The organism is Pseudomonas sp. NPDC086251 (genome assembly GCF_044746405.1).
Classification (GTDB): domain Bacteria; phylum Pseudomonadota; class Gammaproteobacteria; order Pseudomonadales; family Pseudomonadaceae; genus Aquipseudomonas.
In genome coordinates, this window is record NZ_JBIVBY010000064.1 from 1 (window position 1) to 13873 (window position 13873).

General features: G+C 61.2%; 11 protein-coding genes and 1 pseudogene. 6 read left to right on the forward strand and 6 right to left on the reverse strand.

The annotated features are described in order from the left end of the window. Positions 1 to 161: 161 nt before the first annotated feature. On the reverse strand, positions 162 to 884 hold the full coding sequence (locus ACIPL2_RS34420) for a cysteine hydrolase family protein (protein WP_401365109.1): 723 nt from the start codon (positions 882 to 884) through the stop codon (positions 162 to 164). A gap of 153 nt (positions 885 to 1037) precedes the next feature. On the opposite strand from ACIPL2_RS34420, the gene ACIPL2_RS34425 reads away from it, so the two are divergent. Together ACIPL2_RS34425 and ACIPL2_RS34430 are read left to right on the forward strand one after the other, a co-directional pair. Beyond that, entirely contained in the window at positions 1038 to 1952 is a 915-nt protein-coding gene (locus ACIPL2_RS34425; RefSeq protein WP_401365112.1) for an AraC family transcriptional regulator, read from the forward strand. 3 nt (positions 1953 to 1955) lie between these two features. Then, positions 1956 to 2282, forward strand: coding sequence for an NIPSNAP family protein (locus ACIPL2_RS34430; RefSeq protein ID WP_401365115.1), 327 nt, complete (start codon positions 1956 to 1958; stop codon positions 2280 to 2282). Positions 2283 to 2290: 8 nt separating this feature from the next. On the opposite strand, the gene ACIPL2_RS34435 is transcribed toward ACIPL2_RS34430, so the two are convergent. From ACIPL2_RS34435 to speB, 5 genes are all read right to left on the reverse strand, one after another. Then, a complete protein-coding gene (locus tag ACIPL2_RS34435; protein WP_401365117.1) occupies positions 2291 to 2749 on the reverse strand; it encodes a GNAT family N-acetyltransferase in 459 nt (152 codons plus the stop codon). Positions 2750 to 2896: 147 nt separating this feature from the next. After that, positions 2897 to 4585, reverse strand: a complete 1689-nt coding sequence (gene betA, locus ACIPL2_RS34440; protein ID WP_401365120.1) for a choline dehydrogenase — start codon at positions 4583 to 4585, stop codon at positions 2897 to 2899. 2 nt (positions 4586 to 4587) lie between these two features. Continuing rightward, positions 4588 to 6156 carry a purine-cytosine permease family protein gene (locus ACIPL2_RS34445; RefSeq protein ID WP_401365122.1) on the reverse strand — a complete coding sequence of 523 codons (1569 nt, stop codon included), beginning with the start codon at positions 6154 to 6156 and terminating at the stop codon, positions 4588 to 4590. A gap of 228 nt (positions 6157 to 6384) precedes the next feature. Continuing rightward, entirely contained in the window at positions 6385 to 7893 is a 1509-nt protein-coding gene (locus ACIPL2_RS34450) for an aldehyde dehydrogenase family protein (RefSeq protein ID WP_401365125.1), read from the reverse strand. Positions 7894 to 7921: 28 nt separating this feature from the next. After that, on the reverse strand, positions 7922 to 8926 hold the full coding sequence (speB, locus tag ACIPL2_RS34455; protein ID WP_401365128.1) for an agmatinase: 1005 nt from the start codon (positions 8924 to 8926) through the stop codon (positions 7922 to 7924). A 151-nt stretch (positions 8927 to 9077) separates the two neighbouring features. Here speB and ACIPL2_RS34460 point away from each other — a divergent pair, with 151 nt between their 5' ends. The 4 genes and pseudogenes from ACIPL2_RS34460 to ACIPL2_RS34475 all read left to right on the forward strand — a co-directional run. Further along, a complete protein-coding gene (locus ACIPL2_RS34460) occupies positions 9078 to 9992 on the forward strand; it encodes a LysR family transcriptional regulator (RefSeq protein WP_401365131.1) in 915 nt (304 codons plus the stop codon). A gap of 56 nt (positions 9993 to 10048) precedes the next feature. Next, the gene (locus ACIPL2_RS34465) at positions 10049 to 11557 is read left to right on the forward strand and encodes a sigma-54-dependent transcriptional regulator (RefSeq protein ID WP_401365134.1); all 1509 of its coding nucleotides are present in this window, start codon (positions 10049 to 10051) and stop codon (positions 11555 to 11557) included. A 432-nt stretch (positions 11558 to 11989) separates the two neighbouring features. Then, the gene (gene gcvH, locus ACIPL2_RS34470) at positions 11990 to 12367 is read left to right on the forward strand and encodes a glycine cleavage system protein GcvH (RefSeq protein ID WP_401365137.1); all 378 of its coding nucleotides are present in this window, start codon (positions 11990 to 11992) and stop codon (positions 12365 to 12367) included. A 10-nt stretch (positions 12368 to 12377) separates the two neighbouring features. Then, positions 12378 to 13873 (forward strand): annotated as a pseudogene (locus ACIPL2_RS34475) (glycine dehydrogenase (aminomethyl-transferring)); the annotation flags it as partial.

Sequence of the window (13873 nt, forward strand, 5' to 3'; positions counted from 1 at the left end):
GCGGCGGGCCCACGGAGCAGGACCGGAGCGAGGGCATGCCGAGCCACAGCGAGGCACCGAACGAAAGGGGCAAGAGCCCTTGGTTACTTGGGGCTCTTCCAAGTGACACGCCGTAAGGGCGTAACCAATAGCAGCCGTTACCTGAATAATGGATCTATACCCTATCGAACCCGAAGCAACCCAACCGTCTGCGCCGTACTCCAAAGCGCATTAGCGATGTACCGATAGTTGATCAACGCCGCCAGATAACCATCCCCCTCAGGCGTCGTCGGTCCAGCCGTCGCGTCACGCACCACCGCCACCTCAAAACCCTGCTCCAGCAGTTCCCGCAAATGCGATTCGACGCACAGGTTCGCCGCCATCCCCGCCAAAATAACCTGCGACACCCCATGCTTACGCAACTGCAACGCCAAGTCATTGGTCTCCGGGCCATACACCTTATGCGGCGAAGCAATAATGGTTTTTCCGTCAAGAATGTACGGCTTGTACTCCGGCATAAAATCCGCACCAGAATGCTCAAACCCCTCAAGCGTCAACGGCCCCTTGCGATCAAACATGCCAATACTGTGCATGACCTTCTCCAGCGGCCCACCGAAATGCCACTCGTGATCACACGGGTAGTAATAATGCGGAGAGACAGCCACCGTGATGCCCGCCTCTTTGGCGGCAGCAAACAACTGGCCAAGGTGCTTGACCACATCGTGCTCGACGACGCTCTTGCCAAACACGCCCCAACTCACGCCCTCGGGACTGAGAAAGTCGATCTGCGGATCGATGACCACCAACGCCGCACGTGACAGGTCAAGTTTCATTCCCGGATCCGGCAGCGCAGGTTCTGCCGGGTCGGCATACGGGGCGGCGGTGCGAATTGAATCGTGGCTCATGACAGTGGACTCCGGTCGCTTACAAGAAATATCGCGCTACGCCATGGCGCCCTGAAGGAGCGTTGTCTACCATCGGCGAGCACTTCATCCTATGGCCGCGCCCTGCTCGACTTTTGCCAGGACGTACAGAGTCTTTACCCGGGCGTCTCTATCATGGATATCCTGTCCGAATTCTTCGAACGCACGAACCTCCAGGGCCGACTGTTCTTCTCTGGCCGAGTGGAAGGCACGCTGGTGCTCGACAAGCCACCGGGCATGGCGTTTATCCACGTCATCAGCCAGGGCCGCATCGACATGGTCCAGCCCGGGCTGCCGAAGATAGCAATCACCGAGCCCAGCGTGCTGTTTTGCCCCAGCAGCTGCCGATACCAGTTGCGCTCCAGTTCCGTCGAGGGCGCGGAGCTGATCTGCGCCTCGTTCCAGTTCGGGCGCAACTCGCTGCAGCCCTTCCCTCTGGGCCTCAAGGAAACGCTGGTGTTTCCATTCAGCGAACTGGAAAACCTCGCGCCCGTGATCGCTTCACTGGTCGGCGAATTCCAGGATCAGGCGCCCGGCAGAACCAAAGCACTCAACCTGCTGCTCGAATACATGTTCGTGGTGTTGGTGCGGCGCTCAGTGATTGAGCGCAAGATTTCCAGCGGCTTGCTCTATGCCCTCCAGGACGGACGCCTGGGGGCGGTGTTCAACCGGATTCACGAGGAACCCGAGGCGCTCTGGACCGTCGAGAAGCTGGCCAGCCTGGCGCACATGTCGAGGTCGAAATTTTCGGCGTGCTTCACCCAGATCATGGAAATTTCACCGATGGGCTACGTCACGGCCTGGCGGATGAAAGTGGCCCAGGACATGTTGCGCGACGGCGTGCAGATCAAAGTGATTGCCGCCTCGGTCGGCTACAGCTCGCAAGCGTCGTTCTCCCGAACCTTCCTCAATGTGGTGGGCGCGCCGCCGGCCGAATGGCTCAAGCGCGACGCCAGCGGTGAAGAGATTCCTCAACTGACGGCGCGGGTGCTGCGAGACCTGCCCGATGATTCAACCAGCGAAAAACCTGTAACCCTGTCGGAGCGATAAGCGATGGTCACTTGCTACCTGAAATACGTACTCGACCCGTTCAAACTTGAAGCGTTTGAACATTACGGTAAGTTGTGGATTCCACTCGTGGAAAAATTTGGCGGCCAGCATCACGGCTACTTCCTGCCGTCCGAGGGTGCCAACAACATCGCAATGGCGATGTTTACTTTCCCCAGCCTGGCGGCCTACGAAAGCTATCGGCAACAGTCGGCGAACGACCCGGAGTGCATTGCCGCCTTCAAATACGCGGAAGAGACCCGCTGCATCCTCAGCTATGAGCGCAGCTTCTTCCGGCCGGTGTTCGGTGCCCCCGGAAATCAGACGATTTGAGCACTGGCTCAGCCTTGTTTCAAATCCAGGCAGTAGGTGAAGTAACCCGGATCGCGCACGTAGCCAAGGGATTCGTACAAGCGTTGCGCCACAACATTATCGGTGGCCGTTTCCAGCGTCATGCCCTTTGCGCCGTTCAGCCGCGCAAAATCACGGGCGGTGTTCATCAACAGCGTCCCGACCCCTTTGCCTCGGGCGGCCGGCGTGGTGAACAGGTCGCCGAGCAGCCAGGTGCGGTGCGCGTCGATGGAGGAAAAGGTCGGGAACAACTGCACGAAACCCAGTGCTTCGCCGCTGGCGTCCTCGGCGAGGAAGATCACCGATTCGTCCCGGGCAATGCGCTCGGCGATGAAGTCGCGGGACTGTGGCAGGTTCGATGGCTGGCCGTAGAAGCCGCGATAGGCGTCGAACAGGCTGGCGATTGTGTCGAGGTGGGAGGCGTCGGCGCGCAAGGCCTGGATAACCATGAGGGTGCTCCATTGCGGTCTCAAGGAGTTACAGCCTAGCAAAGGATCAAAAGATCGCAGCCTCGTTTTACTCGACAGCTCCTACAGAGAAATGGAAACCCTGTAGGAGCTGTCGAGTGAAACGAGGCTGCGATCTTTTTCGTTGACTCAAACCCGCACGTGACGCCCCGGCGACGTCGAGCGCTGGCTGTTCTCCCAGTTCTCGACGAGCCCCACCGGCGCATCGGACGCCGGCAGCATGCGGCGCCCAAGCACCAGGTCGGACGCCCGTTCGGCGAGCATGATGGTCGGTGCATTGAGGTTGCCGTTGGGCTCGGTCGGGAACACCGAGGAATCGATCACCCGCAACCCGGCAATGCCATGCACCCGCAACTCGGAATCCACCACCGCCATGTCATCTTCACCCATACGGCACGAACCACAAGGGTGGTAAGTGCTCTCAAGATTCTCACGCACGAAGGCGTCGATTTCTTCATCGCTGTTCACCAGCGCCCCCGGCGCAATTTCGCCGTCGCGGAAACGGTCCATCGCCTTCTGGCCGATGATCTCGCGGGTCAGGCGAATGCAGCGGCGGAAGCCTTCACGGTCCTCTTCCCGCTGCAAGTAGTTGAACTGGATTTCCGGGTGCTCGTAAGGGTCAGCCGAGCGCACGCGCACATGGCCGCGGCTTTTGGGTTTGTTCGGCCCGGTCAGCACCATGAAGCCATGGCCCTTGATCGGCTTATTGCCGTCGTAGCGCATGGCCGCCGGCAGAAAGTGAAACTGAATATCCGGCCAGCGCAGGCCCTTCTCGGAGCGAATAAAGCCTCCAGCCTCGAAATGGTTGGTAGCGCCGAGTCCGTCCTTGAACAACAACCAGCGCAGGCCGATCAACAGTTTGCTCAGCGGGTCCATTTTGCTGTTGAGCGTCACCGGTTCCTTGCAGCCGAACTGGATGTACACCTCGGCGTGATCCTGCAGGTTCTCCCCTACCCCCGGCAGGTCATGGCGAACGCTGATCCCGGCCTTGCGCAGCACCGCGGCCGGGCCGATACCGGAGCGTTGCAGCAGGTGCGGCGAACCGATCGGCCCGGACGATATCAGCACTTCCCGGTTGCAATAGACCTGATGAGTCTGGCCATCGTGGTCATAAATGATGCCCACCGCGCGCTTGCCTTCGAGGATGACCTGGCGGGTCATCGCGTGGGTGATCACGGTCAGGTTCGGACGACCCATCACCGGGCGCAGATACGCGTTGGCGGTGGAACAACGCACGCCATTCTTCACCGTCATGTGCATGGCACCGAAACCTTCCTGCATGAATCCGTTGCAGTCGTCGGTCTTGATGTAGCCCGCCTCCGCGCCCGCTTCGACCCAGGCCCCGTACAGCGGGTTTTTCATGTGGTTGCCGTTGGTGGTGTGCAGCGGCCCGGTTTGCCCACGGTAGCTGTCGCCACCCGACTCGTAGCTCTCGGCCCGTTTGAAATATGGCAGGCAATTGCGATAGCCCCAACCCTGGGCGCCGAGGGACTCCCACTCGTCGAAGTCATAGGCGTGACCACGAATGTAGACCAGACCATTGATCGACGACGAACCGCCCAATACCTTGCCTCGCGGGCAGTGAATGCGACGGCCATTGAGGAACGGTTCGGGCTCGGTTTCATAGCGCCAGTTGTACTTTTTGGTGTTCATCGGGATCGAGAACGCACTGGGCATCTGGATCACCACACTGCGGTCGCTGCCACCGAATTCCAGGACCAGGACCGAAATGGCCGGGTTTTCGCTCAAGCGGTTGGCCAACACACACCCCGCCGAGCCGGCACCGATGATGATGTAGTCGTATTTTTGCGTAGTCATGATTATCTCCGGACCGTCGATTCGTTGAAAACGTGCAACGAAGGCAAGGTCAATTTGTCGCCGGTGGTGTATTGCGGGCAGGTCTTTTCGATGTTCTGGATGACGGTTTCTTCGCGTTTGAGATCGATCGAGCGGCTGAACCCGTAGTACACCAGCCCCGACACGATCAACCCGACCAGCCAGGCGATGTCGATGCTGCCGAGCGCCTTCGCCAGCGGGCCGACATACACTTCGCGCTGTTCGACGCCGTCGTAGATGTAGAAGAACGGGATCATCGAGATGAAGCCGATGGCGTATGCCGCGATGCCGCGCAGGCCCCAGCTGCCATAGATGTTGCCGTGGGGCATGAAGAAGTGCGGGATGGCGTAGCGGCCCTTGCGGACGAAGAAGTAGTCGGTCAGGTTGACCGAGGTCCAGGGCACCAGGAAGTACAGCATCACCACCAGGTAGATGCCGAGCACCGACAGGCCTTTGCCCGAACTCTGGATGCTCAGGGCCACGCCCAGTTGCAGCAGGATCACGAAACCGATCGCGAGGATGCGTGCCTTGCGTGTCGGTTCGATGTGTTTAATGGAGTCGACGCAAGTCAGCGTGGTCAGCTTGGCGCTGTAGATGTTCATCGCAATGACGGGCAGAAACGCCAGGATCGTCACCACCACCACGGCGGTGCCCATCAGCGGCGACACGGTATTGCCCACTTGCCCGAGGGCCACCAATACGTCGGTGGAATGCAGGTGATCGGCCAGCCAGCCGCCTACGGAAATCATCCACGCGCCGGACAGCGATGCACCGAGGAAGACCACCGCAATCAGCTTGCCGCTGGAAGTGTTCTTTGGCAGGTAGCGCGAGTAGTCGGACACATACGGTGCGTAAGCGATGTTGTAACTCGCCGCCGCCGCGAACTGGGCAATGAAACCGGTCCAGTTGAAGCCCAGCGGCGCCGGGGCCACTTCGCCTTCCGCGAGTGCCGGCAGCACGGCATCGGGCACCCAGCCCATCAACACCGCCAACGTCACCAGGCCGTACAGCGGCAGCGACAGGTACAACGCCCATTTGAAACTGCGGTGCATCCAGTCATGGCCAAGGATCGCCAGCACCGCCGCCGGGATGGTCACAGCCACCGCGATCACGGCGGGGTTGAAGCCGAAGAGCGTGTGCAGCCCTTGCATCATCAACACCAGGTTGACGATGTTGAAACCGGCGAACACAAACAGCGTCGCCAGCAGCACCAGAATCACACCGCGATAACCGAACTGCGCGCGGGACTGGATCATCTGCGGCAAGCCGAGGTGTGGGCCTTGGGAACCATGAAACGCCATGAACAGCGTGCCGAACATGATGCCCAGCGTGCCGGCGAGTGTGGTCCAGAGCGCGGTCAGGCCAACGCTTGGGCCGACGAAGCCGATGGTCATGGTGAAGAAGGTGAAATTGCCGAGGAACCAGAACGGGCCCTGGCTCGACAGTTTGTCGGTGCGCTCGTTTTCCGGGATGAAGTCAATCGAATGGCTTTCGACGACAGGTTTGTCATCGAGGACCGACACGCTCGGGGCTGACTTGGCGTTAGTGTTCATGATGGTCTCTTATTGTTGGAAGATCATGACTGAATAACTGCATTCTTTCGGGTGAACGACTCCCCTTTGCCTCCTTGCCGTTCCAATGTCTTCAACCGCCGAAACCGTTTTTCTGTAGGAGCGAAGCTTGCTCGCGAATGCGGCGGATCAGCAGACATCAATGGTGGATGTGCCAGCCTCTTCGCGAGCAAGCTTCGCTCCTACAAAGGCCGGGCGGTGTTCACCCGTTCAAGGCAGGGTGATCCAGACGGCTTTGGTCTCGAGCAGGTAATCGAGCTGCTCGGCGCCCAGGTCCTTGCCGAATCCGGACTGTTTGTAGCCACCGAACGGCATCGACGGGTCGAGGGTGCCGTGGGCGTTGACGTACACCGAGCCCGCTTTCAGCCGGGGAATCAGGCTGTGCACCTTGCCAAGGTCATTGGAATACAGTGCCGCCGCCAGGCCGAACGGCGAGTCATTGGCCAGGGCCAGCGCCTCTTCCTCATCGTCGAACGCTGCGGTGACCAGCACCGGGCCAAAGATCTCTTCCTGGACGATGCGCATGTCGTTGCGGCAAAGGGCAAAAATGGTCGGCTCGACGAAGAAACCCGAGCCCTCGACCGGCTGGCCGCCGTAGACCAGTTCGGCGCCTTCCTGCTTGCCGGTTTCGATGTAGTCGGTCACTCGCTGCTTTTGCAACGCCGAGACCAGCGGGCCGATAAAACAGTCTGGGTCCAGCCCCGGTGCGATCTTCAAGGTGCGTGTGTAGGCGATCAGCTCACGGAGGAATTCGTCGTAGACACTGCGATGAATATAGGCCCGTGTACCGGCGTCGCACACCTGGCCGGAGTTGAAGAACACACCGTTGGCGACCGCTTGCGCAGCGGCCGGGATGTCGGCATCGGCCAACACGATTACCGGTGATTTTCCTCCCAGTTCCAGCGTTAGTCGCTTCATTTCGTCCAGCGCCGCGCGCCCGACGGTGCGGCCTACCGGGGTCGAACCGGTGAAGGTCAGTTTGTCGATGCCGGGATGGGTGGCCATGGCTGCGCCGACTACGCTGCCGCGCCCGGTGACGATGTTGATCACTCCGTCCGGGATACCGGCCTCCTGCACCAACTCAGCAAAACGCAAGGCCGACAGCGAGGTCAGTTCGGCAGGTTTAACCACCACGGTGCAACCGGTGGCCAGCGCCGCGCCGAGCTTCCAGGCCATGGTTTGCAACGGGAAATTCCACGGCACGATAGCGCCGACCACGCCCACCGCTTCCTTGCGCGTATAGGCCAGGTAATTGCCCGGCAGCGACGGCTCGACGGTACGCCCATGCAGCTTGGTGGCCCAACCGGCGAAATAACGCAGGGTGTCGACCGTGCCCTGGATATCGACATCCTTGGCGAACGCCACCGACTTGCCCATGTCGATCGATTCGATTTGCGCCAGTTCAGCAGCGTTGGCTTCAATCAGGTCGGCCAGACGCTGGATCAGCCGTTCGCGTTCCGCCGGTTTGGCCTGGCGCCAGGCGCCGCCGTCGAACTGTGCGCGGGCGGCTTGCACGGCGCGGTCGAGGTCTTGCGTGGTGCCCATCGGAATGCGGGTGATCAGGCCTTCGGTCGATGGTTCGATCACGTCGGACGTCTGGCCGTCGCTGGCCTCGACAAAGGCCCCGCCAATGAACATCTTCTGGACCTTGCTGAGGAAGGTCTGGGTCGCTTCGCTGACGCCGTATTTCTGCAGGTATTGCTTGACGATCGTGTCCATTTTTCATGCCCTCTGTGCGGCGGTCAGTTCACGCCGAAGCGGTGGTGGTTTCGCTCATCGCCGAACGCACCTTGGCCCGCTCATGGAAGATGAAGCCGATGCTGTTGAGCAGCAGTTGCGCCGCCAGAATCGAAGTCATGCCGGTCGGGTCATACACCGGCGCGACTTCCACCAGGTCCATGCCGACGATGTTGCCCTGGCTGCGTTTGGCCAGGGCCTGGATGATTTCCAGCACTTCGTAATAAAGGAAACCGCCGTGGCTCGGGGTGCCGGTGCCGGGGGCAATCGAGGGGTCGAAACCGTCGATGTCGATGGTGATGTAGTAGTTGATGTTCTGCGGAATCAACGCCAGCACACCGTCGACGCCGAGGCGGCGCACGTCGCGTACGGAGAGGATTTTCGAGCCCGCCGCATGGGCCGCTTCGTAGTCATCGCGGTTGGAGGAAGACACGTTGCGGATGCCCATCTGCGTCATGCCGACGATGTGGTTCATTTCCGAGGCGCGGCGCAGCGGGTTGCCGTGGCCGTAGCGAACGCCGTGGCGCTCGTCGACGAAATCCAGGTGTGCATCGAAGTGGATGATGTGGATCGGCCCGCGCCCTTCGAAAGCCTTGATCACCGGCGCATGAACCGAGTGGTCGCCGCCGAGGACAACGGGCATGACGCCGGCATCGAGGATCTTGCGCACGGCGTATTCGGTGTTCTGGTTACTGGTGACCATGTCGGTGTGCACGATATCGGCGTCACCGACGTCGACCATGCGCACGTCGGCGGCAGTCAGGTACATGACGTCGTCTTCGTGGTCGTAGGCGCCGGCATGGCCGAAGGAAAACAGCGTCGATGCTTCGCGAATGCCACGGGGTCCGAAGCGTGCGCCGGAGCGCCATTGGGTGCCCATGTCGTTGGGTACGCCGAGCACCGCCACGTCCGCATCCAGTGCATCCCAGTCGGTGCACACCGGGGATTTGCCAAAGGTGCAATGACCCACGAATGGCAGGTTCAGGCGACCGGATTCATAACCGTTATTCGACATTTCAAGCCTCTCCACTTTTTGTTTTCGGCTGGGCGGACTGCAAGGCGACCGCCGTTGGAATGACTATGGGCGCAGGTTTTCGTGGAAAAAATGCTAAACATCAGATACTCATATCGGCATTACCGATGCATCTACACGCGGGAGGTCCAAGGTGATCCAGCTGCATGATGTCGATCTGAAACTGCTCAGGGTGTTTGCCACGATTGTCAGGTGCGGCGGGTTTTCTGCGGCGCAGGCCGCGTTGAACGCCGGCCAGTCGACCATCAGCGAACAAATGACGCATCTGGAAACCCGCCTCGGGGTCAAACTCTGCCAGCGCGGGCGCAGCGGTTTTCGCCTGACCGAGCAAGGCGTGGCGATCCATGAAGCGACTCAGCGCCTGCTGTCGGCGGTGGAAAATTTCTGCATGGACGCCGACGTGCTCAAGCAGCACATCAGCGGCAAGCTCAACCTCGGGATCATCGACACCACCATCACCGACCCGGATTCGCCGATTCCGCGCACCACCCAGCGCTTCGTATCGCGCGGCCACGATGTGCACCTCAACGTGTACGTCGGCACCCCCGCCGAACTCGAGGAGCGGGTGCTCGACGGCCGCCTGCATCTGGCCATCGGGCACTTCCCGATCTACGTGCCGGGGCTGCTGCATTCGCCGCTGTATCAGGAAGCCTTGGGCCTGTATTGCGGGCGGCGCCATCCGTTGTTCGGCAGCCAGGCCGAGGGTGACGACCTGCTCGAAGAAATGGCCGCGAGCCGGATTGTCGTGCGCGGCTACATGCAGCAATACGACCTGGAACATTTGGGCGTGAGCAAGGCGGCGGCCACCGTCGACAACATCGAGGCGCTGGCGATCCTGATCATCTCGGGGGCTTACCTGGGCTTTCTGCCGGCGCACTTCGCCGCCCAGTGGATCAAGACTGGCGAGATGCACCAGTTGGCACCGGCGACCTTGCAACTGATGTCGCCGTTCGACGTGATCACCCGCCGAGGCACTGCCCCGCCGCCGATCCTTCAGGCCTTCCTCGAAGATCTGGCCGCCTGTACGCGCAAGGCCGGCACTACCTGACAGACACGACACGTGCCGGTCATACTCATTCCGTTCGCCACCCTTGCAGGCCACCTATGCGCATCCACGTCACCTTCATCGACCGCGTCGGCATCACCCAGGAAGTCCTGGCCCTGCTCGGTCGGCGCAGCTTCAACCTGGATGCCGTCGAGATGGTGCCGCCGAACGTTTACATCGATGCGCCGACCCTCGGCGCCGAGGTCCTGGAAGAACTGCGCGAGGCCTTTCTCGGGGTCAAGGGCGTGCAAGCGGTGACGATGGTCGACATCCTTCCGGGGCAGCGCCGGCGCCTGCAACTGGATGCCTTGTTGGCCGCCAGTACCGACCCGGTGTTGGCAGTGGATGGGCGCGGCCATGTGCTGCTGGCCAATCCGGCCTTGATTGCATTGTGTGGCCGCGAGCCAGCCGGTGAATCGCTGACCGCGCTGTTCGATGACCCCGAGTTGCACACCACGTTGATCGAGCACGGTTTCCGCCTGCCCATGCATGAGGTCAGCCTCGGTGGCCATACGTTATTGCTGGATGCCATGCCGATCACCGATGCCGGCGCCCTGCTGACCCTGTATCAACCGAACCGCATCGGCGAGCGCCTTTCGGCGCTGCACCACGACCATGCCGAAGGTTTCGATGCGCTGCTCGGCGAGTCGCCGCCGATCCGTGCGCTCAAGGCCCGCGCCCAGCGTGTTGCAACGCTCGATGCACCGCTGCTGATCCAGGGCGAAACCGGCACCGGTAAAGAACTGGTGGCTCGCGCCTGCCATGCGATCAGCACGCGGCGTGATGCGCCGTTCCTGGCGCTGAACTGCGCAGCGCTGCCGGAGAGCCTCGCCGAAAGCGAGCTGTTCGGCTATGCCCCCGGCGCCTTCACCGGCGCGCAACGGGGCGGCAAACTCGGCTTGTTGGAACTGGCCGATCAGGGCACGGTGTTCCTCGACGAAGTCGGCGAGATGTCGCCGTACTTGCAGGCGAAATTACTGCGCTTTTTGAGCGATGGTTGCTTCCGTCGGGTCGGCGGCGATCGAGAGGTCAAGGTCAACGTGCGGATCCTCAGCGCAACCCACCGCGACCTGGAAAAAATGGTCAGCGAAGGTCATTTTCGCGAGGACCTGTTCTATCGCCTCAATGTGCTCAACCTGCAAGTACCGCCGCTGCGCGAACGCGGCCACGACATTCTGTTGATGGCCAATCACTTCATGCAGCAGGCGTGCGCGCAGATCCAGCGGCCGGTTTGTCGGCTGGCACCGAGCACCTTTCCGGCGCTGCTCGGCAATCGCTGGCCGGGCAATGTGCGGCAACTGCAAAACGTGATCTTTAGGGCGGCAGCGATTTGCGAAAATCCGTTGGTGGACATTGACGACCTGGACATCGCCCGGACGGCCGTAGAGCGCCGGAACGACGGCGAAGTCGGCAGTCTGGAGGATGCCGTCGAAGGGTTTGAAAAGAGCCTGTTGGAACAGCTCTACCGCAGCTATCCCTCCAGCCGCTTACTGGCCGCCCGCCTGCAAACCTCCCACAGTGCGATCGCCATCCGGTTGCGCAAATACGGCATTCCCAACAAACCCTAATCTCATTGCCCAAAGACATTTCCCGATCGACACCAAACCCCTGTGGGAGCGAGCCTGCTCGCGATGGGGCCCTGTCAGTCGGCATCGTTGATGCCTGTCACACCGCATCGCCAGCAGGCTGGCTCCCACAGTGGACGGTGTGGATGTAGCTTCCTGTATGCACATCGATACAGCGTATCGAAATCAAGACAAATCCCTCTCAGCCTATCTGCACCGGGCTTCGACTCTTACAGTTCACATGGCTGTATTGATTTCAATACGGCAGCCGCATCTCAAACCACCTCACAGAACATTAAGCCTTTGATTTAAAACAATAAATCAACCTTGGCACCACCCTTGCTATCTCTCCTCACGCCACGCTCGCCCCCAACACGAGCCTGCCACCGCCTTCCGCCACCTGCAGCGGAGGAGTCAGAACAATGAGGAGTTGATATGAGCGAATTGCGTTTTACCGTCGATCACGAATGGTTGCGTCTTGAGAGCGATGGCCTGATCACCGTCGGCATTACCGCGTACGCCCAGCAAGCGCTGGGAGATGTGGTCTTCGTTCAGGTGCCGGAGCTGCGGGCCTTCAGTGCTGGCGATGAAGTGGCGGTGCTGGAATCGGTGAAAGCCGCCAGCGGCGTGTACATGCCCTTGGACGGCGAAGTGGTCGAGGTCAACGCCACGCTGGAAAGCGCCCCCGAATTGATCAACGAAGACGCGTTGGGTGAAGGCTGGTTTTTCCGCATGCGCCCCAGGGACGTGACGGCACTGGACAGCTTGCTCGACCAGGCCGCTTACGAGCGCCTGACTCACGAAGACGCTTGAGGACTTTTGTATGACCGCCCTCCTCGACACCCGTAACGAATTCATCGCCCGCCACATCGGCCCGCGCGCCGGCGATGAGCAAGCCATGCTCAACAGCCTCGGCTTCGACTCGCTGGAAGCCCTGAGCGCCAGCGTCATCCCCGACAGCATCAAAGGCACCAGCGTGCTCGGCCTGGAAGACGGCCTGAGCGAAGCCGATGCGCTGGCGTTGATCAAGTCCATCGCCGGCAAAAACCAGCTGTTCAAGACCTACATCGGCCAGGGCTACTACGGCACCCACACGCCGTCGCCGATCCTGCGCAACCTGCTGGAAAACCCGGCCTGGTACACCGCGTACACGCCGTACCAGCCGGAAATTTCCCAGGGCCGTCTCGAAGCGCTGCTGAATTTCCAGACCTTGATCAGCGACCTCACCGGCCTGCCGATCGCCAACGCCTCGCTGCTCGACGAAGCCACCGCCGCTGCCGAAGCCATGACCTTCTGCAAACGCCTGAGCAAGAACAAGGGCAGCCACGCGTTTTTCGCCTCAGTGCATTGCCACCCGCAAACCCTCGACGTGCTGCGCACCCGTGCCGAGCCGTTGGGCATCGACGTGGTGGTGGGCGACGAGCGCGAACTGACTGACGTGACGCCGTTCTTCGGCGCGCTGCTGCAATACCCGGCGAGCAACGGTGACGTGTTCGATTACCGCGAACTGACCGAGCGCTTCCACGCCGCCAACGCCCTGGTCGCGGTGGCCGCTGATTTGCTGGCGCTGACCGTGCTGACCCCACCGGGCGAATTCGGTGCCGACGTGGCCATCGGCAGCGCGCAGCGTTTCGGCGTGCCGCTGGGTTTCGGTGGCCCGCATGCCGCGTATTTCTCGACGAAAGATGCGTTCAAGCGCGACATGCCGGGCCGTCTGGTCGGTGTCTCCGTCGACCGCTTCGGTAAGCCGGCCCTGCGCCTGGCGATGCAGACCCGCGAGCAACATATCCGTCGCGAGAAGGCCACGTCGAACATCTGCACCGCGCAAGTGCTGTTGGCCAACATCGCCAGCATGTACGCCGTGTACCACGGCCCGAAAGGCCTGACGCAGATTGCTCAGCGCGTGCATCACCTGACCGCGATTCTGGCCCAAGGCTTGAGCGCCCTCGGTTTGCAAGTCGAGCAAGCCAGCTTCTTCGACACGCTGACGATCAACACCGGCGCCCACACCGCCGCGCTGCACGATAAAGCGCGTGCGCAGCAGATCAACCTGCGCGTCATCGATGGCGAGCGTCTGGGCCTGTCCCTCGACGAAACCACTTCGCAAGCCGACGTCGAAACTCTGTGGAGCCTACTGGCCGACGGTAAAACCCTGCCGGATTTCGCCGCCCTCGCCGCTTCGGTGGTCAGCACCATCCCGGCCGAGCTGGTCCGCCAATCGCCAATCCTCAGCCACCCGGTGTTCAACCGTTACCACTCGGAAACCGAGCTGATGCGCTACCTGCGCAAGCTCGCCGACAAGGACCTGGCGCTGGATCG

What these genes read in the sequence shown, in the direction of transcription:
- ACIPL2_RS34465 (WP_401365134.1), top strand. Translation starts at nt 10,049, where the DNA reads ATGCGCATCCACGTCACCTTCATCGACCGCGTCGGCATCACCCAGGAA.
- ACIPL2_RS34420 (WP_401365109.1), bottom strand. Translation starts at nt 884, where the DNA reads ATGAGCCACGATTCAATTCGCACCGCCGCCCCGTATGCCGACCCGGCA.
- ACIPL2_RS34450 (WP_401365125.1), bottom strand. Translation starts at nt 7,893, where the DNA reads ATGGACACGATCGTCAAGCAATACCTGCAGAAATACGGCGTCAGCGAA.
- ACIPL2_RS34445 (WP_401365122.1), bottom strand. Translation starts at nt 6,156, where the DNA reads ATGAACACTAACGCCAAGTCAGCCCCGAGCGTGTCGGTCCTCGATGAC.
- ACIPL2_RS34435 (WP_401365117.1), bottom strand. Translation starts at nt 2,749, where the DNA reads ATGGTTATCCAGGCCTTGCGCGCCGACGCCTCCCACCTCGACACAATC.
- gcvH (WP_401365137.1), top strand. Translation starts at nt 11,990, where the DNA reads ATGAGCGAATTGCGTTTTACCGTCGATCACGAATGGTTGCGTCTTGAG.
- ACIPL2_RS34425 (WP_401365112.1), top strand. Translation starts at nt 1,038, where the DNA reads ATGGATATCCTGTCCGAATTCTTCGAACGCACGAACCTCCAGGGCCGA.
- betA (WP_401365120.1), bottom strand. Translation starts at nt 4,585, where the DNA reads ATGACTACGCAAAAATACGACTACATCATCATCGGTGCCGGCTCGGCG.
- ACIPL2_RS34430 (WP_401365115.1), top strand. Translation starts at nt 1,956, where the DNA reads ATGGTCACTTGCTACCTGAAATACGTACTCGACCCGTTCAAACTTGAA.
- speB (WP_401365128.1), bottom strand. Translation starts at nt 8,926, where the DNA reads ATGTCGAATAACGGTTATGAATCCGGTCGCCTGAACCTGCCATTCGTG.